Below are 21,225 nucleotides of genomic sequence, written 5' to 3'. Positions count from 1 at the left end.
AAACGCGTCCTTTTACAAGGGCGCGTTTTATTTATTGTAGCTACTGCTTTAAGTGCTTTCTGAAGAAGTTCAGCTCGTCCAGGTTGCACTGCTTGGCGATGTCGTCTCTTTGATTACAGTGGAAGACGTGGCCGCGTGGGTTCTCCATATTCCCGTAGATGTGGAGTTCATGCGGGATCTCCTTGGCCAAAAGATAGCCGTCCAAGCGGACAGCAGAATCGTGCAGGAAGTCCTGGTTAGCCGTCATGATAAAGAGCGGTGGCAAGTTTTGCGTCAGATCCTTTTCTGTGTTCAGCATCTCTTCCTTGCCGCTGACTGCTTCTGGGGTAAAGTAGGCGCCTGGCGCATCATCAGTAAAGCCCGGGGTGAGCATGAAGTAGGCCCCGCAGTTAAGCGCGGCTGCTCTGACTGTTAGTTTTGGCAGTTCGTAGCCAAAAAGTTGGCGGAACTTGTCATTGGTTAAGATAGCCAGATACTGCTCTTCCATCTGCCCGCCGGCTGAGTCGCCAACTAAGAAGACATTGCCCGTGTCCAGGTCATATTCAGCTCCGTGTTCAGCCACCCAGTGCATCAAGCGGTTGACATCATCCATTTCGCCTGGGAACTGAACGTCTGGAGCCAGGCGGTAGTTGAAGTTGACAAAGGCGAAGCCTTCTTTAGCCAGGCCCAGCCCGTAGAACTGGTAGGTTTCCTTGGTCCCGTAAACCCAGCCGCCGCCGTGAATGCTGATGATGACCGGGACCTTGCCGGTCCGCTTCTTAGGCAAGTAAATGTCCAGCAAGTTCCACTTTGGGTCTGGCCCGTAGCTCAGGTCATTGATTCTTTCAACTTCTGGGATTTCGGTTGGCAAGCCTTCATCGCGCTTGTCGTCGTGCATCTTGGATCCAGTCCGCATCTCTTCAACAGCTTGTAAAATTTTGCCATCAAGTGTCATGTTTTTCTCCTTTCGCATGTAAGCGTTAACCAAATTATAGTCGATATGGTCAATTTTGGCAGAAAAATAAGTTTTATTACAAAAAATCCATATTAAGAGTGAATTTAATACTTTAACTTTGCTATAATGAAGTCACCTAAATACAAGATGCAGGAGGAAAAAGAACAATGGAAGCAGTTAAAGCAGAAGATCTGTATCAAGTCGTCAGCCTGGGCAACTTGCAAGCAAGCGGGCAACGAGCAGTACTGGCTAGAAGCCAGGCCAAAGCCGATGGAGAAGGCTACTGGAACTGGCTGGACGTCTTTGAAAATGGTGAGCTTAAGCGCTTAACGACTTTGGGGAAGGAAAAGAGCTATGCCTTGGTAAATAATAGTGTCTACTACACCGCTCAAGAGGGCAAAAGCAATAGCTTGCTCTACAAGCAGGAACTTGACCAGGCCAGTCCGGCAAAAGTCGCTGCTTTTAAAGAAGCCGGCTACCAGGTAATCAATTCCGTTGCCAGCCGCTATCTCCTTTTGTCCAGACGGGTAGATTTAGCTGAGAAAAAGTCCACCGATTACCAGGTCCTGGATGAACTACCATACTACTTCAACGGCCAGGGCTACATCAACAAGCTCCGCGACCGCCTCTATGTCTGGGACCTGGAAGAAGAAAAGCTGACTGAACTTTTTAAAGATGACCCAAGCTTCACGGTCATGGAAACCTTTGTAGCCAAGGAGAAAGTCTATGTGGTGGGCGTCAGCTACCAGACCCGGCGGCCATTTGACGGGGCAGTCTATGAAGTTGACCCAAGTACGGGAGAAGCTAAGCTCCTTTTACCAGCAGGCAAGGCCGAAGTTTCAGCGATTTTTGCTCTTAAAAATCAAGTCTACTGCTTCGCTAACACTCATAAAAAGACCGGCTTAAACGAAAATCCGGAATTCTACCGGCTGACGGAAGATGGCCTGGAATTAGCAGCTAACTTTGACAATTCCGGCCAGAGCGCGATTGCCGGGGACTGCGGGGTGATTGGCGGCAATGCTTTTGATGTCTATGGCGACAAGTTCTACTTCGTGACCACCATCGTTGACCACGATGAAATCTACGTTTTTGACGGGCAGGAGGTCAAGCCGTTTTTTGCCACGGACGGCATCATCAGGGGCTTCCGTTTGACTGGGGAAGGGGAATTTTTCCTGGAAGCAGCCTTTGCCAATGAACTTTTGGAATTCTACCTGGTTAAACATGACCAGGTGGAAAAATTGTCCAGCTACAATAACCAGGCTTTAGCCGGCAAATACGTAGCTAAAGTCAACGAAGTCGAATATGAATCAGTTGAAGACGGGATCCAGCACGGCTGGGTGCTTTTGCCAAAGGATTACCAGGCGGGCAAAAAATACCCGGCGATCCTGGACGTTCACGGCGGCCCCCGCGCCACTTACAGCAAGGCCTTCTTCCATGAAATGCAGGTTTGGGCTGGGTCCGGCTATTTCGTCTTCTTCTGCAATATCCACGGGTCAAACGGGCAGGGGAACCAGTACGGTGACCTGCGAGGCCGGTATGGGACGGTAGACTATGAGGACTTAATGAAGTTTACCGACGCGGTTTTGGCGGCTTATCCAGACATCGACCAGACCCGTTTAGGCATTACCGGGGGTTCATACGGCGGCTTTATGACCAACTGGGTGATCGGCCATACCGACCGCTTTAAGGCGGCAGCTTCCCAGCGGTCCATCTCTAACTGGCTCAGCTTTGAACATATGTCTGACATCGCCCCAGAATTTTGCGTTGACCAGGTGGGGGCCAGTGAAGATGATAATCCGGAAAAGGTTTGGCTGCACTCACCGCTCAAGTACGTGAAAAATGTGAAGACACCGACCCTGTTTTTGAATTCAGATGAGGATTACCGTTGCCCGGTTGAAGAAGGGATGCAGATGTTCCATGCTCTCATGTCTCACGGCGTGGAAAGCCGGATGGTGGTCTTCCATGGGGAAAACCACGAACTGTCCAGAAGCGGGCGGCCAAAGAACCGCTTGAGCCGGTTGCAGGAAATCCAAAAGTGGTTTGACGGGCACTTGGGCGAGTAAAAAATACGAGAAAATGACAATGATCCTTCCAAGATATTTGGGAGGATTTTTTTGCTTACTATTTGTCAGTGAAGAATCATCCAGGTAGAATAGACGTGAGTAAATAAACAAATTGGAAAGATGGAAAGTATGAAGACGAAAACAAGAGGCAAATTTTTGGCCAAAATTATCCCGGTTCTGCTGACCGCCTTGCTTTTCTTGACGGCTTGTCAAAAGCCTCTGACTAAGGCAGAGAAGAAGGAGCAGGCCAAAGAAACGGTAACCTTTTTCTTCCATGGCTACGGGTCTAGCATCAACGCGGAAAAACACATGGCTGAAGCGGCCAGACAGGCAGGTAAGAGCAATGAGGTTTTAGAAGCCAGGGTTGAAGAAAACGGGTCAGTCAAAATCAAGGGCAAGCTCGCGGATAATCCCAAGAACCCAATTGTTCTGGTCGGCTTTTCCGACAACCGGAATTCTGATTACCACAAGGATGGCTGGTATGCCTACAAGGCAGTTAAGGCAGCCCAGAAGAAGCTGGGCTTTTCCAAGATGAACCTGGTCGGCCACTCCATGGGCAATATGGCGATCAGCTACATGATCATGGATTATTCTGCCAAAAAGAATTTCCCAACGATCAAGAAACAGGTTGATATTGCCGGCCACTTCAACGGGATTGTTGGTATGGAGAAGGATTCCCCAATCGATGCAGCTGGCAAGCCGAAGAAAATGAATTCGACTTATCAAGAACTGACGAAACTCCAGCAGGTCTACCCAAAGGGGATTGACGTCCTTAACATATACGGCGATACTGGTAAAAAGTCAGACGGCAGTGTCTACAACAATTCATCAAGATCCCTCAAGTATCTTTTAATCAAGGCCAAGAGCTACAAGGAAGTAAAGATCACTGGCAAGGGCGGCCAGCACAGCCGGCTCCATGAAAACAGCCAGGTGGACCGGGTCCTGCAGAAGTTTTTGTGGGAATAAGAAGATAAAATCCTTTCAAGCAAACTGCTTGGAAGGATTTTTTGTGCAAAAAATAAGCGCTGTGTAGCAGGTTGGCTAGAAAAAGTCAAATTCAATAAGCAAGAAATAATTTAAATAGGTATACCTAGTTGAGCGTGGTTGCTTGAGCAGATGTTTGAAGAGTTAACAGATTTTGATTTGGAAATACTGAGAAGCTATTTTGGGTTACCGTATGGTAAGCATAATGCATTAGAAAAATGTAAGACAATTCTGGAGATCTACAAAAGATTCGCCACAAATCATCTTGAAAAATTTCAACCAACGGATGAGCTATCTGGGCTCCGATTTTGTGCAATGGGTATGTCATATGGTTTATCACCAAGAAGGGTGGAGGCGATAGTTGAGCAACATGGTGGTATATTTACAAAGAGCGTTAGTGGTCGTACAGATTATCTGGTAAAGGATTATGTGACAAAGGATCGGTTGATGAATGGGAGACCAGCTCGAGCTAAACGAGAAGCTATTAAGAACGGGACAAAAATCATTAGTTTTGATGACCTTGAAGATATGATTCTTTATGGAAAATCTATGTAGCCGCCCAAAGTGACAATTTATAAAATACGGTCAATCTTTCTATATCTATCTAGGATGATTTTTCTTCCTAGATATTGCCTTTTTAACAAAAGCTCTTTAAAGTATAAGCTAGGAATATACACTACGTGATAGGATGGAGCAAAATGAAAGTTGACGAACCAATAATCTACGAAACTCAATATAGCTATGACAATGCTAAGCAAATCAATGAAGAGATTCGTCAAGCATACGCAGACAAGGCAGATCAAGAATTTTTGATCGATTACCCGACTGTCTATATTATTGACCAACCGGGCAAGCAAAGCAAGTACTGTCAGGACTATACCGTTTACGTCGGAGAAACCATTGATATTCAGCGGCGTACTCTAGAACACTTGAATGGGGATGCAGAGCGCAGAACAGACTGGCAGGGTTTGAAGAACGCCAATAATGCCCACATGTTTGTCATCGGTCACAAGCACTTCAACAAGTCACTAACCCTGGACATCGAAAACCGGATGATGCAGTACCTGAGTAGTGTCGATGCGGTCTCTCACTTAAATAACCGCCGTGAAAACGCTCAGCGGCTGTATTACACAGAAGATGAGTTTGTGCCGATTTTCAATAAGATCTGGGATACTTTAGCAGCGAAAAAAGACTACAAGTATCTTTTCCCTGCCAGAAAAGAAATTGAAAATTCAGCGATTTTTAAAGCTTCACCTTTTAACAAACTGACGCAGGAACAGAACAAGGCTAAGGATCTGATTCTTCAGCGCGTTCAAGAGGCTCTGGACAAGAATGAGACAGGCAAGCTTATCTTGGTTACCGGGGATGCCGGTGCTGGTAAGACCGTCTTGATGAGCAACGTTTATTATGATTTGGCCAAATTGACTGAAAAAAATGGCAATAAGATTTCTTTGTCAATGATGGTCAACCATGATGAACAGCTCAAAGTTTACCAGCAGATTGCAAAGAAGCTTGGTATCGGGGATGAAAAGAGCGTTCTTAAACCAGCTAGCTTTATAAACCATTATTCTCCAGATGATCCGGTAGACGTAGCATTTGTTGATGAGGCGCACCTACTCAGAACTCAGAAGAATCAAGGCTACACTTCGGATACGGCTAACATGCTGACAGATATTCGCCAGCGTGCAAAAATTGTTGTCGCCATTTATGATAAAAAGCAGGTGCTTTCTAAGACTCAAGTTTGGCAAGGTGATTCCTTCCAAGAGCTTATAGACAGCATTGGAGAAGAGAACATTATCCATTTACACAACCAAATGCGGATCGATGCTGAGCCTCAGACTATTGAATGGCTGAATAATGTCATAAACAAGGGTTTGATTGACAAGGTTCCAGAAGATGGCAAGTATGAAATTAAAGTCTTCAAGAAACCCCAAGATATGCAAAAAGCCATCCAAGAAAAGAACGATGACCAAAATAGTGGCATAAGCCGGATGGTTGCAACTTACGACTGGGAATATTCCAGCCAGAGCAGCCCGCAGGATGGCTCTGAATTCTGGCAAGTCAGTGAAGGTGACTGGAAGATGCCATGGAATTACCAAGTCAAAAAGCCTAGAAGAACTGACGATGGCGTTAGCTATAAGGAGCTGTCGTGGGCACAACAGCCAGTGACAATTGATGAGATTGGCTCAACCTACACAGTCCAAGGCTTTGACCTCAACTATGTAGGCGTTGAAATTGGGCCCTCTGTTAAACTGGTGGATGGCAAAATTGTCCATGTTCCTGCGGAGAGCTGCAATAAAGATGCTGTCCAGTATCGTACTTTCGCGGATGGGACTAAGGAAAACTTTGCGGAAGATCTGTTGCCAAACGAACTGAATGTTCTCTTGACCCGGGGAGTTCACGGCTTGTATCTTCACGCTGTTGACCCAGCCCTGCAGCAGGCTTTAGAAGAGGCAGCAGGCAAGGACAGGGTTGTAGAGTAAAGATTACTCACTAATATTTGAGTGTATAAAAAAGCGCGAAAAAATGTTGATTAAACTAATTTCGCGCTTTTTGTGCTCGCTTTGTGAGTTCACGTCAATAAAGATAAATACTTTGGAGTTTCTATCTAAGACTAAGTATGCCGCGACTCAGTTCAAGAAAAGTTGGAGATAGATATAAACTTATCCATATTGTTAGGAGTAGAATTAACAAAGATTTTCCTCATGATAATGCTAATATCTCTCGTGTTTTATCCTTTGAAGAATTGACCACTGACCTGGCCATCGTTGCCGCTGGCCCAGCGGGCTTAGCTGCAGCAGTTTCTGCCGCTGAACAAGGCGTCAAGGTCCTGGTTTTTGAAAAGGAAAAGATCACTGGGGGGACTGCCAACATGGGTATGGGGCCACTGGGGATCAATAGCAAGATTCAAAAGGCCAACTTCAATGAAATCTCAGTGGCCGAAGCCTTGAAGAACCAGATGGAATACACCCACTACCGGGTTAACGGCCGCCTGGTCGCCCTCTACTTCAAGCAGTCCGCCTCAACAATCGACTGGCTGGAAGGCATGGGGGTCAAGTTCGCCGGGGCTTTCCGCTACTTCAAGGAATCCAACGCCACCTGGCACATCGTTGATCCAGGCGACGGCAAGATCGGGCCAGGCTGTGCCTCAGCCATGAACAAGGCCTTGACTAAGCGGGCTGAAGAACTGGGCGTCAAGTTCTACTTGGAAACTCCAGTTAAAGGGCTTTTGACTGAAGAAGGCAAGGTGACTAGTTTAGTCGCTGAAAGCGAAGCAGCTAAGTACACCGTTCACGCTAAAGCCGTTGTAGTGGCTACGGGCGGCTACGGGTCAAACTCTGAAATGCTGAAGGATCGCTTAGGCTTGAACCTGGACAGGGACTTCTTCACCTTCAACGTACCGGGCATCAATGGTGAAGGCTTGAAGATGATGTGGGATGCCGGTGCCCAAAAGTACGGTGATACGGTTGAAATGATCTACATTTTGCCGCACAACCTGGAATACATGGTCGCCGACGGGGTGCTGCGCCAGCCAAACTTGATGATCAACCAGAAGGGTGACCGTTTTATGGATGAAGGGATGCTGGGCAACACCACTTTTTCCGGCAATGCCATGTTCCTGCAGCCAGGCCACTATGCATATGTCATCATGGACCGGGCAATTTTGCAAAAGTACCAGGAAAACGGCCCAGACATCATGGACATCGTCCACCCGGCCGCTGACTTTAAGATGCTGGATCCGGTGATCAAGAAGGCGGAAGAGAATGGATATGAGGCCATTATTACGGCTGACAGCGTCGGCGAATTAGCTGAAAAGCTGAACATCCCAGCAGCTAAACTGCAAAAGACCATTGACGACTACAACAGCTATTGTGACCATAGCCAAGACAGGGAATTTTTCAAAGATCCTGACTACCTCCACAAATTGACCGGGGAAGGCGGCTACCTGGTTGGCAAGTTCTACAGCGGTGCTTATGGCACGGTTGGCGGCGTTAAGATTGATGAGAACTGCCAAGTCCTGGATGACGAAGATCAGGTTATTCCAGGTCTCTACAGCGCGGGATCAGATGCTAACACCATCTACGCTGACAGCTACAACGTTACCCTGCCAGGCAACACTATGGGCTTTGCCGTAAACTCCGGCCGCATAGCCGGCCTGGAAGCAGCCAAATTCATTGAGAAGCAATTGCATAGAGTTAAAAGGCGACTGACTTGGGTCAGTCGCCTTTTTCATCCTAACAATTGAATCTGCCTTTTTCGTAAGCAAAGACTGGCTAAATATGTTAAAGTTTCATATGGCTGAAAGTGCTTCTTGAAAACTTTCTACCGTTTGAAAACGAGGAGAAGAGCTATGGATGACAACGAAATGTGGCAGGCAGTCCAAACTTGCGACCCGGCTTATGACGGCAAGTTCTTTTATGCTGTGCAGACAACAAGAATTTTCTGCCGGCCAAAGACAAAAATTCGACCTGCCCCTTTCGCCAGAAGGCACCAGCTTCCGGCAAAAGGTCTGGCAGCAGCTCCAGCAGATTCCTTACGGGGAGACCAGAAGCTACCAGCAGCTGGCTGAAATGACCGGCGACAAGAATGCCAGCCGGGCAATCGGCCTGGCCAACAACTGCAACCCGATCTTGATCTTAATTCCTTGCCACCGGGTCATCGGGGCCGACGGCAGCTTTACCGGCTACGCCGCTGGCCTTGCAGCTAAAAAACTTCTCCTTGACCTGGAAAAGGGCGGGACAAAAAAGTGAGCAAAAAAGACGGCTACTTAATTTCAGTCGTCTTTTTCTCTCTGTTTATTTGATAAATGACTCCAAGTAGTGGTAGGGGTGCTTGCTTTCTTCCACCTTCAGCTTTTTCTTCTTAGCTGCCAGCTTCTCGTTGTAGCTGGCTGCCTTAGCGTTGTATTCCTTAACATCCTCTTGCAGCTGCAAGCTGTCAGTAATCACCTTCATCGGGTTCAGCCAGGTGTCGTTGTCCCGCCAGTAGTTCTTGTAAGGGTGACCGTGTTTGCTGATGTAGTCAGCTCTGGTCTTAGTGATCCCCAGGTGCAGGTGGGAGTCAGTCAGCCGGCCGAGCTTATCGCCCAGCTTAACCTTCTGGCCGGCCTTAACCGTAATGTCTGACCGGTTGGCGAAACCTTCCTGGTAGACTTCAACATAGCCGTCTGGAGAAACGACCCAGATATACCAGCCTAGACCTGTGCAGTAGGCAACTTTCTTCACAGTCCCCGGGTGAATAGCCAAAACAGCCGCCTTGTTGCCGACCTCGCTCCAGCCAAAGTCCCAGCCGTCATGGAAGTAGGACTTCTTCGGGTAGACCCGCCGGCAGACGTCGGTTTTCCCGTAGCGCTGGCCAGACAAGTACTTGATCTTTTTGGTGTAGCACTTGGCGAATGGATAGCCCCAGATGTCCTTTTCAGCCACCGTCTTCTTGGCCTTCAAGTCCTTAGGCTGGGTGGCGACCAGCTTGACATCCTTTTCCACTGGATAATTCTTGATATACACGCCCGCGAAAGCGAAGAGGGCAGCAAAAAGTGCCACCGTCACGACTCCGCCCCAAATCCGCTTGCTCTTCTTATTATTTTTCTTTTTCTTGCTCATTAATATAAAAAGTCCTTCTTGTCCAACAATACATGCTCATCAAGGTCACTCTTTAAAAAGACTTCCAGGTCCCGGTCAAAGTTGTAGGCTAACTGCCGCTTAGGTAAATCGCTGATCTTGACCCATTCCAGTTTGCCTTCCCTTGAAGCGTGGAGACTTCCTGAGAACTGGTCGGCCCGGTAGAAGAAGACCAGGTAACGCCGGTCCAGCTTGTCAAAAAACTGCTTGAAGCCGACCAGGCGGGGACTGACTATGTCCAGGTTGGTCTCTTCCTTGACCTCGCGAATGACTGAATCATGAAATGACTCATGCTTTTCAATATGGCCGCCTGGAAAAGCCAGGCCTGGCCAAACCGGGTCCTCCCGGTCGATCGTCAGAACCCGGTCTTTGTCCACGATCATGCACATATTAGTTAAAGTAGTAGGCTCCGTCCGGTCCATGTCTTGTCTTTCTTTCCTCCTGTTATCCAAAAAGCTGACAAAAATACAATTAATTATAGCACGTGGATTATTTCTTTGCAGAAACTGTCTTTTGCTGGCTGGCATATGATAGAATTTACTTTTGGATAAAGGAGCGTTTTACTAATGAATTTAAGACTTAACAGACTTGCCGAGATGGTTGATCCAGGCAGCCGCCTGGCCGATATCGGCACCGACCACGCCTACCTGCCGATCCTCCTGGTAAAGAGCGGCAAGATCAGCCACGCTATCGCCAGTGACGTTGCGGCTGGCCCCTTAGAGAACGCGAAAACGGACATCGCCGCCGCGGGACTTTCTGATCAGATTGAAACCCGGCTGGGTTCAGGCTTGGAAACCATTAAGGAAAGCGACCAAATCGATACGGTCGTCATCGCCGGCATGGGCGGCAAATTGATGGTCAACCTGCTCTCTGAAGCCGCCTCCCGGGGCGTTTACTACCCAAGCCTGGTCCTTGAAGCCAATATTGGGGAAAACACCGTCCGCCGTTGGCTGATGGCCAACAAGTACGAGATCGTCGCTGAAGACATCGTCTATGAAGCAGGCCACATCTATGAGCTGATTAAGGCCCGTTTAACTGACCAGGTTCACGAATTGACTGTCCGCGAGCAGGAATTTGGTCCCTTGCTCTTAAAGAACAAGACTGATGTTTTCTATAAGAAGTGGCAGGGACAGGAAGCCTACTACCAAAAGCTGCTGGCTAACCTCAACAAGGCCCGGGAAAAGGACCTGACCCGGATCAAGGAAGTCGAAAACTTGCTGGCTATGATCAAGACAGAATTAGGTGGGGAAAATGACTAAAGTAAAAGACGTTGTAGCTAAACTGAATGAAGCTTTCCCGGAAAGTATCGCCAGTGCCGGTGACCCGGTCGGCCTGCAGATCGGCAGCCTAGAAGCACCAGTCCACAAGATCCTGGTGACTTTAGACGTCCGGCCAAATGTGGTTGATGAAGCGATCAGGAGAGGCGCTGACCTCATCGTCAGCCACCACCCCTTGATCTTCCGTCCGGTTAACAACTTGGACTACAGCGACCCGCAAAAGGCCATGTACGCCAAGATAATTGCTAACGGCATCACCGTTTACTCCATTCATACTAATTCCGATAAGGCCCAGGGCGGGTCAAGCGACTGGCAGGCTGAAGAACTTGGGCTTTTGGACGTAACCGACTTTGCCCCAGACGAGGACGGCATCGCCATTGGCCGCAAGGGCCGCCTGCCAGAAGCAATGAAGGCGATCGACTTTGCCCACTACGTCAAGGAAAAGATGGGGGTGGACATGGTTCGCCTGATCTGCGCTGACCAGGATAAAATGGTGGAAACTGTCGCTTTCGTCTGCGGGGACGGGAACAAGTTCTGGAAACAGGCCTTAGCTGACAAATGCGACGCCTACATCACCGGTGACGTCTACTACCACACTGGCCATGACATGATTTCGTCAGGCTTGGTAGTAGTTGATCCGGGCCACTATACGGAGAAGCTCTTCAAGTATGAAGCTGCCAAACGGCTCAGTGCCTGGCAGAAGGAAGAGGGCTGGAGCGTAGAGTGCTTAATCAGCGCTGAATCAACCGATCCCTTCCAGAACATTTTTTAGTAAGTGAAATATTTTTGTTTATGTAAAGAATAAGGAGAAAAAGATGGAATACCCGACTTTACTGCCAAGATTTTTGAAGTACGTCAAGATCAACTCCCGGTCAGATGAACATGCTGACCGCTTCCCATCCACCCAAAGAGAAGTGGACTACCAAATGGTCATCATGAAGGAACTGGAAGAACTGGGCTTAAGTGACGTTCACTACAATGAAAAGGCCGGTACGGTCATCGCAACTATTCCTTCCAACGTTGACTGGGACGTGCCGGTTATGGGCTTCTTGGCCCACTGCGACACGGCTGATTTCAATTCAGAAAACGTTAAGCCGCAGATTACTGAAAACTACGACGGGGAAAGCAAGATCCAATTGGGCGACAGCGAATTCTACCTGGACCCGGCCGTCTTCCCGAACTTGAAGAAGTACAAGGGGCAGACCATTATCTCTGCTTCCGGTGACACCCTTTTGGGCGGGGATGACAAGTGCGGGGATGCCGAACTGGTCACCTTTGCTGAATACCTCCTGGCTCACCCGGAAATCAAGCACGGGGAAATCCGCCTGGGCTTCACGCCAGACGAAGAAATCGGCACTGGTGCTCAGCATTTTGACGTGGAAGACTTCAACGCTGCCTTTGCCTTTACGGTTGACGGGGAGGGCCCAGGCAAGCTGGACTGGGGGACCTTCTCAGCAGCTCAGTTTGAACTGGACATCCAAGGCGTTAACGTGCACCCAGCTGTAGCCAAGGGGCAGATGATCAACGCCATTCAAGTCGGGATCGACTTCCAGAACTCCCTGCCGCAAGACGAAGTACCGGAAAAGACTGAAGGTGAAGAAGGCTTCTACCACTTGATGGACTTCTCTGGTACGGTTGACAACGCCCACCTGGTCTACATCATCCGTGACTTCAAGCGCGACGGCCTGGAAGCCCGAAAGAACCTGGTCAAGGAAAAGGTGGCTGAACTCAACGCCAAGTATGGGGAAAGAATCAAGCTGAAGATGTGGGACCAGTACTACAACATGGCTGATGAACTGGCCAAGCACATGGAAATCATTGATCTGGCCCGGGATGCATACAGAGCCTGCGGCTTGACTGAAATCAATGAAGAACCAGTCAGAGGGGGTACGGACGGGTCACAACTGACTTACATGGGTCTGCCATGCCCGAACCTCTTTGCCGGGGAAGAAAACATGCACGGCCGCTACGAATACACGGTTCTGGAATCAATGTGGAAGGCTGTTGACGTCATGATCAAGATGGCTGAACTGCAAGCTGAACGGAACAAGTAAGACAAGAAGAGAATAACTGTAGAATAAGAGCTGCCCTAGGGCGGCTCTTATTTTTTACCTGTGAATAACTTGGCCGGGGATAGGGCAAAAAGAGCCCGTGGAACAAAAAACGGAGAAAAAGGCTTACAGGGCTGGAAAGAGAAATGTTGTAATAGCAAGCTCTATCGCTTGTGATTGTGTGTTAAAGTTAAATGATAAAAATGGCAGCTGTTAAGAAAATAACAGCAGTTATCCTTGATATAACAAGCTTTTTGCTATTTTACACTTTACGCAAAATGCAAAATGGTTAGCGTGAAACAATGAAGTGATAAAAAGAAATGAGAGAGGGGAAAAGCAGAGAAAAAAGGGCAAAAGAAAACCGGGCCGTTTGGCCCGGTTGCTTACATTTAGCTTTGGAGATAGCTCTGGAGATAGTCCAGCATCTGATTGATTTCATCGCTGGTAAAGTTGCCCCGCCCTTGCTTCATGGCGTGCACCTTTTCCACTGAGAGGTGACTGGCAAAGGCCAGGGTAGTATCGCTCACAGCGTGCTTGCTCTGAAACTCGATAATTGCATCCGAAAGTTCTTCTGGTTTCATTGATCTTCACTCCTTAATAACTTCATTTTACCATTTTTTGAAAAGTTGTTGAGGGAGCTTCAGAATTTTTTAGTAAAAGTCGCTGCTGATCTGGGTAACTGGCCAGTAGCGCAGAACTACCTTGCTCAAGATATTGCTCCGCTTGATTGGGCCGAAGTAGCGGGAGTCCTTTGAAACGTCCCGGTGGTCACCCATGACCCAGTATTGGTTCTTCTTCAGCTTGATCTTGAAGTTGCTGGTGTAGTAGACCCCGGCTAAATGGTCAGCCTTTTTGTACTTGTTGTTCAAGTATGGCTGGGCCGTCTTCTTGCCGTTGATGTAGAGGACGTCGTTCTTGGACTGAACCGTGTCGCCTGGCAGCCCGATCACCCGCTTGATGTACATGGCGTTTGCCTGGTCCGGCGCCTTGATGATGACAACGTCATTTCTCTTAGGAGTGAAGTGGCGCACGGCAATCAAACGGTCGCCGTCTTCAAAGGTCGGTTGCATGGACGGGCCAGACACCACTTCATTGGCTAAGAAGAAGGAGAAGACAACATAATAAATTGAGACAAAGACCAGGAACATGACCAGGACGTCCCGGAAAAATTTACCCCAGCTTTCTTCTTCAGCTGCTTGCTTATTCTTTTTCTTCATTTGATAAAAAATCTCCTTTTACTGACTATTAACTTATTATAGCCTATTTTCTTGCAGGGGCGGCGTTTGGGCCGGCCTTTTTTAGTATCTCTTCAGAAAATGGAATGAGATTACACTGGGCAGCGTTGTACTGGTAGTAAGCCAGACGCTTTGGCGGGCAGCGGAAAATCTCCAGGAGTTCCTTGTCAGAATACTTCTGCTGGCTGATCAAGGAATAGACATAAGAGAGGCGGAGATTGGTCAGAGTGATTGGCATGGGGGAGAGGAGATCCTTGTCGGTCTTGACCAGCTGCATGATGTTGTTGGTACTGGCATATGGTTCACCGGACCTGGAGGCGAAGATATAAGGATCCGGGTCCTTTTCAAAGGAAAGTGTGCCAGTCAGGTAGTCAGTCATCTCGCCCAAATTATCTTTCACCTCGCTATAGCGAATCCCTAAGAGTTCCTTAGCCTGATAGCCCAGGGCAAAAAGCTGCAGCAGCCAGAGAGTCACCGGCTGCTTGACATAGGGGATAAGGGCAGGCAAATGCTCTGGCCAGTCGATCACATAGGTCTTCCGCCGCTCAAAAGAGTAGCCCTTGAGGTCTAGTAAACGATAGCTTGGGGTAATTCCGGCCAGGGCCAGGTAGTAGAAGTACTTTTTAATGTAGGAGACATACTTGTTGACGGTCGTGACCTGCAAATTTTCCTTAGTCGCCAACTGCTGCAGGTAGTCACGGACATTGCTGGCCGTGATTTCATTAACGTCACTGGATGGGAAATTCACTTCTGCATAGGTAAAGAAGTGGTCCAAACAGTAATCGGCGTTCTCAATTGACTTGGGGCTGAGTCTTTGCGGACCCCGGCACCAATTCTCAAAACCTTCCTGGTGGGGATACATAGTTGCTCCTTTCTTTTTTACCACTATTTTAACTATCCTAATTGTTACTACAATAATTATAACACACATTGCGCGGCTTTGCCGCGCCCAACAAAACAATGTTAGCAAAAGGTCTGCTGGCTTAATAAAGTGTTCGATTAACTTTCTGGCTCCTTTGGCCAAATAGTTAATTGATCAAAAATAACTCTTAGAGTAAAATAACAAGCAAGATAACTAAAAATGGATAAAAAGCATTCAGAACGAGGTAAGAAAGATGATCGCCTTGATGTTTATCTATTCAGCTTATCTGTCGCTTGCTACTGTTAAAAAGATTTGGCAGGGGCTGGAGGAAAGAAATGCCGACTGAAAAAGAAAAAATGCTGGCTGGCCAGGTCTATAATCCTGGCCAAGACGAAGACCTGGTGACGGAACTGACTGCTTGCAAGGCCAAGTGCCTCCGCTACAACCAATTGCCGGCTGGAGCGGAAAAGAAGGAACTCTTAAAGGAAATTCTGGGCCAAAGCGGGGAAAACTGTCACATCGAATCCAACTTCTGGTGCGACTATGGCTGGAATATCAAGGTTGGCGACAACTTCTACGCCAACCATAATTTGACCGTTCTGGATGCTGGGGGAGTGACCTTTGGCGACAATGTCTTCATCGGCCCTGACTGCGGCTTCTACACTTCCGGCCACCCGCTGGACGCGGCCAGAAGAAATACCGGCCTGGAATATGCCTACCCGATTACTGTTGGCAACAATGTCTGGATCGGCGGGGGAGTCCGGGTGGTGCCTGGCGTCACAATCGGTGACAACTCCGTGATCGGCGCCGGCAGCGTCGTTGTTAAAGACATCCCGGCCAACTCCGTGGCCGCTGGCAACCCTTGCCGGGTTATCCGGGAAATCACTGAAGCTGATAAAAGCAGTGACTTAAACTGGAAGAAGTAAGAGATACTAACAGCAAAGAAATAGCTTGGAGATTGATTTTCTCCAAGCTATTTTTCGTATATATTATGGCTGCATTCTATTGATCATTCTTGGGAATGGGACAGCTTCACGAACGTGGTCCAGCTTGCAGATCCAGGCAATAACCCGTTCAAAGCCCATCCCGAAGCCGGAGTGTGGCACGCTGCCGTACTTTCTCAGGTCCAGGTACCAGGAGTAGTCGTCCAGGTTGAGGCCCGCTTCTTCGATTTGCGCCTTCAAGGTGTCGTAGTCAGCTTCACGTTCTGACCCGCCCATGATTTCCCCGTAGCCTTCTGGCGCTTCCACGTCGGCGCAGAGGTAAGTCAATGGGTTTTCCGGGTTCTTCTTCATGTAGAATGGCTTGATTGCTACTGGGTAGTTAACGATGAAGAATGGCCGGTCAAATTGCTCTGACAGGAAGGCTTCATCTGGCGCGCCAAAGTCGTCGCCCCACTTGAAGTCCTTGCCAGCTTCTTGCAGCATCTTAACCGCGTCATCGTAGGACAAGCGGGTATAATTGCCTTCAGCGGCTGGACGCAATTTGTCTAAGTCCCGGCCCAGGATGCTTAATTCGTATTCGCAGTGTTCCAAAACCTGGCCAACCACGTAAGACAGGAAGCGTTCCTGCAAGTCTAGGGATTCATCTTGGTGCATCCAGGCCATTTCCGGTTCCATCATCCAGAATTCAGTCAAGTGCCGGCGGGTCTTGGAAGCTTCCGCCCGGAAGGTTGGCCCGAAGGTAAAGATCTTGCCGAAGGCTTCTGCTCCGACTTCCCCGTAAAGCTGGCCGGATTGTGACAGGTAAGCGTCGTGGTCGAAGTAGTCGATGTGGAAGAGTTCCGTGGTCCCTTCTGGCGCTGAGTGCATCAGAAGCGGAGCGTCAAACTTCACGAAGCCTTCGTTTTCAAAGAAGTCGACCGTAGCCTTGAAGATCCGATTTCTAATCTGCATGATGGCGAATGGCCGCCGGCTTCTCAGCCAGAGGTGACGGTGGTCCAGAAGGAAGTCGATCCCGTGTTCCTTGTTGGTGATCGGGTAGCCTTCATTGTTTGAGACGACTTCCAGGTCGCTGATCTGGATTTCGTAGCCAAAGTGGGATCGGACGTCTTCATGGATGGTCCCGGTGAGGTAGAAGCTCGCTTCCTGGCGCAGGCCCTTGGCTGCTTCAAAAACTTCCTCACTGACATCGTTCTTGCGGACAACGCCTTGGAAGAAGGCCGTACCGTCTCTTAATTGCAGGAAGACGATCTTCCCGCTGGACCGCTTGTCGGTCAGCCAGACGTGCATTCTGACTTCTTCATCTACGTGCTTGCTTGATTCTCTGATTGAAATCAATTCTGTCATGTTTATCTCTTTACCTCGATATTTTATTGTCTATCTTGCTCTTATATTCTTCCTGTTTTTGCTTAACTAGCTTTCTTACAGAAGCTGGATCTTGGCTGCTTGGCACTTTTCTACGATCTCGTCAGGCCAGATGCTGGCTTGGACTTCACCGATGTGGGCCTTGCCCAAAAGTAGCATGCAAAGTCTTGACTGGCCGATCCCGCCGCCGATGGAGTAAGGGAGGTCACCCTTTAAGAGGGCTTGGTGGAAAGGCAGGTCTAACCGGTCTTCAGCACCGGCAAGCTTCAGCTGCTCTTGCAAGCGGTCTTCATCGACCCGGATGCCCATGCTGGAGACTTCAAAGGCCCGCTGAAGGGGTTCGTACCAGAAGAGGAGGTCACCGTTCAAAGTCCAGTCATCGTAGTCTGGTGCCCGGAGGTCATGCGGTTTCTTGGAAAGCGGGAGCGCGCCGCCGATGTGTTCCAAGAAGACTGCGCCCTTTTCTTGACAGATCTTGTCTTCGCGTTCGCTTGGGGTCAGGGATGGCCAGCGGGCTTCCAGTTCTTCACTGGTTACAAAGCTGATTTCTTCTGGCAGGTGGTAGGCGGCTTGCGGGTAGAGGGCACGGACGTGGTATTCCATCCCCTTGATGGTTTCAAAGATCCGCTGGACAGTTTGGCGGAGGGTTGCTTCCGTCCGTTCGCTCTTGTCGATGACCTTTTCCCAATCCCATTGGTCAACGTAAACGGAGTGGAGGTTGTCCAAAACTTCTTCGTCTTTTCTGATGGCGTTCATGTTGGTGAAGAGGCCTTCACCGTGGCCGAAGCCGTAGTACTTGAGAGCCCAGCGCTTCCACTTGGCCAGGGAGTGGACGATTTGCAATTCGCCTTCATCCCCGTCGTGCAGGGTAAAGGAAACCGGCTTTTCCCAGCCAGAGAGGTTGTCGTTTAAGCCGGAAGACTTCTTAACAAACATAGGAGCGGAAATTCTTTCCAGATTCATCGCGGTCCCGAATTCAGTCTGGAAGGTTTCCCGGATGTAGCGGATTGCCTTTTCCGTTTCGCGGATGGTCGTTTTCGGATCGTAATCACTTGGAATAACTAATTTAGCCATATCTCTTGCCTCTGCAAAAAATCTAATACTTGCCAAAAGGGCATAAAAAGAGCCTCTCATCCCCAAAAACTACAGGGACGAAAGGCTTCTTTCCGCGGTACCACCCACCTTGTTCTAAACGAACCACTTCGAGCACCAACATGCTCTAGCAGGGTAACGTCCTGCAGGCGGCACGGCTTACTGTGACTTCAGCCGGCGATCTGGAAAAAGTGTTATTCAGAAAGCCAGGGTCTGTTGCCTTTTCACCAGCTGGCAACTCTCTGCAAGATTGTGCTTTCCTACTCGTCTTTCTCATCTTTTGACTTATTTGATTAAGTAAAATTCTAATACGGATTTAATTTTTGTCAAGATCAAAGGCGAAAAAATTATTTTTTAAAGATCAAGCCCTTCTTCTTGAGCAAGTAGACAGCGGCTGCGATGGCGCAGAAGGCGATTAACACGATCAAGCTAAGGCCTTCAAATTCCTGAACCACTTGCTGGTAGGCATTGCCGGCAAAGCGGCCGGCGTAGATCAAGACCGTGTTCCAGATTGCCGTGCCCAGGATGGTGTAGAAGCTGAACCGGGCTAAAGAGAAGCGACTCATCCCGGCTGGCAGGGAGATTAAGCTGCGGACGACTGGAATAAAGCGGCCAAAGAAGGTGGCTGCCCGGCCGTGGCTGTTAAAGTAGTTTTCCGTCTTGGTGATTTTCTCCGGGGAGAGGCCGAAGCGGCGGCCGACCTCGCTGGCGGCGAAGCGGGAAAGGCGGTCTTGGTCAAAGAAGGTGCCGACCCAATAGAGAGTTACCGCGCCAATGAAGGCACCGATCGTGGAGGCGATGATGGCTCCCGGGACAGACAGGTTGGCTGACAGGGTCAGGAAACCGGTAAAGGTCAGGATCAGTTCGGAAGGGATTGGGGGAAAAATATTTTCAGCTGCAATCAACAAGGCAACGGCGACATAGCCATAGTTTTGAATCAGCTGCGTGATTGTCTCGTTCATGACCTGTATTACCTCTAATCTATTTAAGTTTGTGACTGTTTAGTACAAGGGAGCTTGTCTTGCTTGTACCTTTTGCCTATTTAGGATAACAGAATAAAGAGCGGAAAAGGGGGCTCCGCCAAGGATTTTAAGAGATAATTTGGAATTACTTTACAAGCATTTAACTTTATTTTTTAAAGCACTAAGCTAAATGAAGTGGTTTTTGGCTATAGCGAAGTTGAAATAAGCAAAAAAAGACTGAAAATATTTTTTATGCACACTTTTAGGAAAGAGTCTGTTATAATCGTTTCAACGCATTAAGGAAATGCTTGATGGAAACAAAGAGAAGATGCTTACAAGCTTTTTTCTCGAGCCAGAGGCGAATCTTGATGCCGGGAAAATTGAATATCATTCGTACTATACTAAGTCATTAAATTTATTCAAGGAGAGGTAAATATGACTAACGTAACTATCGAACAAGCAGTTAAGGGCTATCTTGTATTCTCAGCTAAGGAAGGCAAGCTTTTCCGTGAAGGCCGCAGCTACCTGGCAGGCAAGACCTACCACAACCGCTACCTGGCTATCTACGAAAAGCTGGAAGACGCTGTTGTCAACGCCAGCCAATACCCAAGTGAAGAAGGCATCACCATTTACGAAGTAAGTGGCTGGGGCCAGGTAACTGACTTTGGCAAGTGCAAGGTCACTGAATGGCTGAAGCTGGACCAAATCGTAGCTAAGAAGGAATGGGTTGCTCTCTTGGGCAAGCAAACTAACTCAAACTACGCAAGTCTGCGGATCCTGGCAGCTAAGCTGAGCGAAGACGCAGCTGTCCTGAAGAAGCTGGCCCAAGACAAGAACCAGCAAGTTCGCAGCGCTGTAGCTGAGAATGCTAACACTCCAGCCTTGGTTTCAGCTAAGCTGGGCGTGACTGCTGAAGTTAACGCGATGGCTATCTAACAGACAATTTTAAAAAGAATAGCGCGTTCTCTGGATTGACAGAGGCGTGCTTTTTGCATTCAAGGAGAAGAGCATGCTGAAATTTGACCATGCAAGAGCGGCAGATTTAGACAGGATCGTGGAAATTGAAAGAGCTGGTTTCAATGAGGCAGAAGCAGGCAGTCCGGCTCAGTATAAAGAGAGAATTCAGAAATTTACCGGGAGCTTTTTGGTCGCCAGAAATTTGGAAGAAGAGGTCGTGGGCTTTATTACCAGGCCAGTCGTTGACAGCAAGTATGACTACATCGAGGACTGGATGTATGAAAAAGAGACAGAGAGTTTGGCAGGTCCCGGCAGCAACCAAATGGTCTTGACCATCGCGGTTCATCCGGATTACCGGGGCCAGGGGATTGGCAGCCAGCTTTTAGATAGATTCGCGGAGACCGCTAAGGAAATGAAGCCGGGGCGGATCGCTTTGACCTGTCTGGAAGACCGGGTGCCATTTTACGAAAAGAATGGCTACGTCAATCACGGACAAGCTGCGTCAGAGCATGCCGGGGAAATCTGGTACAACATGATCAAAATGATAGAAGACTAGAGAGCGGTCAGCAGGTGCTGGTTGCTTTTTCTTTTGCTTTATAAGTGAAGCGCTTTAATGTAAATCTAACTTAAAGAGCTATAGCTAAAATTTTTCAATATTCTTTTCTTAAATGAAAAAGCTGATAGAACTATGTTTAAATAGGAACTGTGTTATTATAATCAAAAAGGTAACACTATACCACAACCTTAGCGAATCAACTTTAAGTTAGTATTTTGTATTTTTTAACTTCATAGCACGTTATTTTCTCGCGTATTGCTGAAATAATGTGCTTTTTGTTTTTGGCGTTTAGAAATTACTTTTCCACTGTTTGATTTAAAATTCT

The 21,225-nt window shown here is 48.3% G+C and carries 22 protein-coding genes and 1 other annotated feature; of the genes, 13 read left to right on the top strand and 9 right to left on the bottom strand.

Annotation, left to right across the window (positions count from 1 at the left end; all coding sequences use genetic code 11):
- Positions 1-40 precede the first annotated feature (40 nt).
- Positions 41-934: an alpha/beta hydrolase gene (locus LJ046_RS07125; protein ID WP_002878621.1), complete on the bottom strand. Its 894-nt coding sequence runs from the start codon at positions 932-934 to the stop codon at positions 41-43.
- Between the two features lie 167 nt (positions 935-1,101).
- Here LJ046_RS07125 and LJ046_RS07120 point away from each other — a divergent pair, with 167 nt between their 5' ends.
- The 7 genes from LJ046_RS07120 to LJ046_RS07095 all read left to right on the top strand — a co-directional run bounded on the left by LJ046_RS07120 (position 1,102) and on the right by LJ046_RS07095 (position 8,732).
- Positions 1,102-2,997 (top strand): alpha/beta hydrolase family protein, encoded by a 1,896-nt coding sequence (locus LJ046_RS07120; RefSeq protein ID WP_002878620.1) that lies wholly within the window; start codon positions 1,102-1,104, stop codon positions 2,995-2,997.
- 129 nt (positions 2,998-3,126) lie between these two features.
- Positions 3,127-3,963, top strand: coding sequence for an alpha/beta hydrolase (locus LJ046_RS07115; protein ID WP_002878619.1), 837 nt, complete (start codon positions 3,127-3,129; stop codon positions 3,961-3,963).
- Between the two features lie 150 nt (positions 3,964-4,113).
- Positions 4,114-4,536 carry a BRCT domain-containing protein gene (locus LJ046_RS07110; RefSeq protein WP_133281423.1) on the top strand — a complete coding sequence of 141 codons (423 nt, stop codon included), beginning with the start codon at positions 4,114-4,116 and terminating at the stop codon, positions 4,534-4,536.
- 143 nt (positions 4,537-4,679) lie between these two features.
- Positions 4,680-6,464 (top strand): DUF2075 domain-containing protein, encoded by a 1,785-nt coding sequence (locus LJ046_RS07105; protein WP_002878617.1) that lies wholly within the window; start codon positions 4,680-4,682, stop codon positions 6,462-6,464.
- Between the two features lie 263 nt (positions 6,465-6,727).
- Positions 6,728-8,227, top strand: coding sequence for an FAD-dependent oxidoreductase (locus LJ046_RS07100; RefSeq protein ID WP_002878615.1), 1,500 nt, complete (start codon positions 6,728-6,730; stop codon positions 8,225-8,227).
- 105 nt (positions 8,228-8,332) lie between these two features.
- Positions 8,333-8,551, top strand: a complete 219-nt coding sequence (locus LJ046_RS10715; protein WP_418287609.1) for an Ada metal-binding domain-containing protein — start codon at positions 8,333-8,335, stop codon at positions 8,549-8,551.
- On the top strand, positions 8,451-8,732 hold the full coding sequence (locus LJ046_RS07095; protein ID WP_418287613.1) for a methylated-DNA--[protein]-cysteine S-methyltransferase: 282 nt from the start codon (positions 8,451-8,453) through the stop codon (positions 8,730-8,732). The genes LJ046_RS10715 and LJ046_RS07095 overlap by 101 nt, the downstream gene beginning before the upstream one ends.
- Positions 8,733-8,777: 45 nt before the next feature.
- On the opposite strand, the gene LJ046_RS07090 is transcribed toward LJ046_RS07095, so the two are convergent.
- Together LJ046_RS07090 and LJ046_RS07085 are read right to left on the bottom strand one after the other, a co-directional pair.
- A complete protein-coding gene (locus LJ046_RS07090; RefSeq protein ID WP_002878613.1) occupies positions 8,778-9,584 on the bottom strand; it encodes a M23 family metallopeptidase in 807 nt (268 codons plus the stop codon).
- The gene (locus LJ046_RS07085; protein WP_002878612.1) at positions 9,584-10,024 is read right to left on the bottom strand and encodes an 8-oxo-dGTP diphosphatase; all 441 of its coding nucleotides are present in this window, start codon (positions 10,022-10,024) and stop codon (positions 9,584-9,586) included. Before LJ046_RS07085 ends, LJ046_RS07090 begins: the two co-directional genes overlap by 1 nt.
- A gap of 144 nt (positions 10,025-10,168) precedes the next feature.
- Between LJ046_RS07085 and LJ046_RS07080 the strand changes: the two genes are divergently transcribed.
- The 3 genes from LJ046_RS07080 to pepT are packed head-to-tail and all read left to right on the top strand — an operon-like array spanning position 10,169 to position 12,933.
- Entirely contained in the window at positions 10,169-10,861 is a 693-nt protein-coding gene (locus LJ046_RS07080) for a tRNA (adenine(22)-N(1))-methyltransferase (protein ID WP_002878610.1), read from the top strand.
- On the top strand, positions 10,854-11,651 hold the full coding sequence (locus LJ046_RS07075; protein WP_002878608.1) for a Nif3-like dinuclear metal center hexameric protein: 798 nt from the start codon (positions 10,854-10,856) through the stop codon (positions 11,649-11,651). Before LJ046_RS07080 ends, LJ046_RS07075 begins: the two co-directional genes overlap by 8 nt.
- A 43-nt stretch (positions 11,652-11,694) precedes the next feature.
- Positions 11,695-12,933 (top strand): peptidase T, encoded by a 1,239-nt coding sequence (gene pepT, locus LJ046_RS07070; protein WP_002878607.1) that lies wholly within the window; start codon positions 11,695-11,697, stop codon positions 12,931-12,933.
- Positions 12,934-13,319: 386 nt separating this feature from the next.
- Here pepT and LJ046_RS07065 read toward each other — a convergent pair whose 3' ends face one another.
- From LJ046_RS07065 to LJ046_RS07055, 3 genes are all read right to left on the bottom strand, one after another.
- Complete coding sequence (locus LJ046_RS07065) at positions 13,320-13,511, bottom strand: LBP_cg2779 family protein (protein WP_002878604.1); 192 nt, start codon at positions 13,509-13,511, stop codon at positions 13,320-13,322.
- Positions 13,512-13,580: 69 nt separating this feature from the next.
- Positions 13,581-14,147, bottom strand: a complete 567-nt coding sequence (gene lepB, locus LJ046_RS07060; RefSeq protein WP_002878602.1) for a signal peptidase I — start codon at positions 14,145-14,147, stop codon at positions 13,581-13,583.
- A 43-nt stretch (positions 14,148-14,190) separates the two neighbouring features.
- Positions 14,191-15,027: a site-specific integrase gene (locus tag LJ046_RS07055; protein WP_002878601.1), complete on the bottom strand. Its 837-nt coding sequence runs from the start codon at positions 15,025-15,027 to the stop codon at positions 14,191-14,193.
- Between the two features lie 335 nt (positions 15,028-15,362).
- Between LJ046_RS07055 and LJ046_RS07050 the strand changes: the two genes are divergently transcribed.
- Positions 15,363-15,953, top strand: a complete 591-nt coding sequence (locus LJ046_RS07050) for a sugar O-acetyltransferase (RefSeq protein WP_002878600.1) — start codon at positions 15,363-15,365, stop codon at positions 15,951-15,953.
- Positions 15,954-16,016: 63 nt separating this feature from the next.
- Here LJ046_RS07050 and asnS read toward each other — a convergent pair whose 3' ends face one another.
- The 3 genes from asnS to LJ046_RS07035 all read right to left on the bottom strand — a co-directional run bounded on the left by asnS (position 16,017) and on the right by LJ046_RS07035 (position 19,387).
- Positions 16,017-17,315 (bottom strand): asparagine--tRNA ligase, encoded by a 1,299-nt coding sequence (asnS, locus tag LJ046_RS07045; RefSeq protein ID WP_002878408.1) that lies wholly within the window; start codon positions 17,313-17,315, stop codon positions 16,017-16,019.
- A gap of 75 nt (positions 17,316-17,390) precedes the next feature.
- Positions 17,391-18,407 (bottom strand): aspartate--ammonia ligase, encoded by a 1,017-nt coding sequence (gene asnA / locus LJ046_RS07040; RefSeq protein WP_002878405.1) that lies wholly within the window; start codon positions 18,405-18,407, stop codon positions 17,391-17,393.
- A gap of 70 nt (positions 18,408-18,477) precedes the next feature.
- Positions 18,478-18,709, bottom strand: a binding site (T-box leader).
- A 63-nt stretch (positions 18,710-18,772) separates the two neighbouring features.
- Positions 18,773-19,387 carry a DedA family protein gene (locus LJ046_RS07035; protein ID WP_002878404.1) on the bottom strand — a complete coding sequence of 205 codons (615 nt, stop codon included), beginning with the start codon at positions 19,385-19,387 and terminating at the stop codon, positions 18,773-18,775.
- Between the two features lie 435 nt (positions 19,388-19,822).
- Between LJ046_RS07035 and LJ046_RS07030 the strand changes: the two genes are divergently transcribed.
- Together LJ046_RS07030 and LJ046_RS07025 are read left to right on the top strand one after the other, a co-directional pair.
- Positions 19,823-20,323: a hypothetical protein gene (locus LJ046_RS07030; protein WP_002878403.1), complete on the top strand. Its 501-nt coding sequence runs from the start codon at positions 19,823-19,825 to the stop codon at positions 20,321-20,323.
- Between the two features lie 73 nt (positions 20,324-20,396).
- A complete protein-coding gene (locus LJ046_RS07025) occupies positions 20,397-20,900 on the top strand; it encodes a GNAT family N-acetyltransferase (protein ID WP_002878402.1) in 504 nt (167 codons plus the stop codon).
- The last annotated feature ends 325 nt before the right edge of the window (positions 20,901-21,225 follow it).

The organism is Lactobacillus delbrueckii subsp. jakobsenii ZN7a-9 = DSM 26046 (assembly GCF_001888925.1).
Classification (GTDB): Bacteria; Bacillota; Bacilli; order Lactobacillales; family Lactobacillaceae; genus Lactobacillus; species Lactobacillus delbrueckii.
The sequence above is the reverse complement of the archived record's forward strand: the minus strand, read 5'-3'. Positions and strand labels throughout refer to the sequence as shown.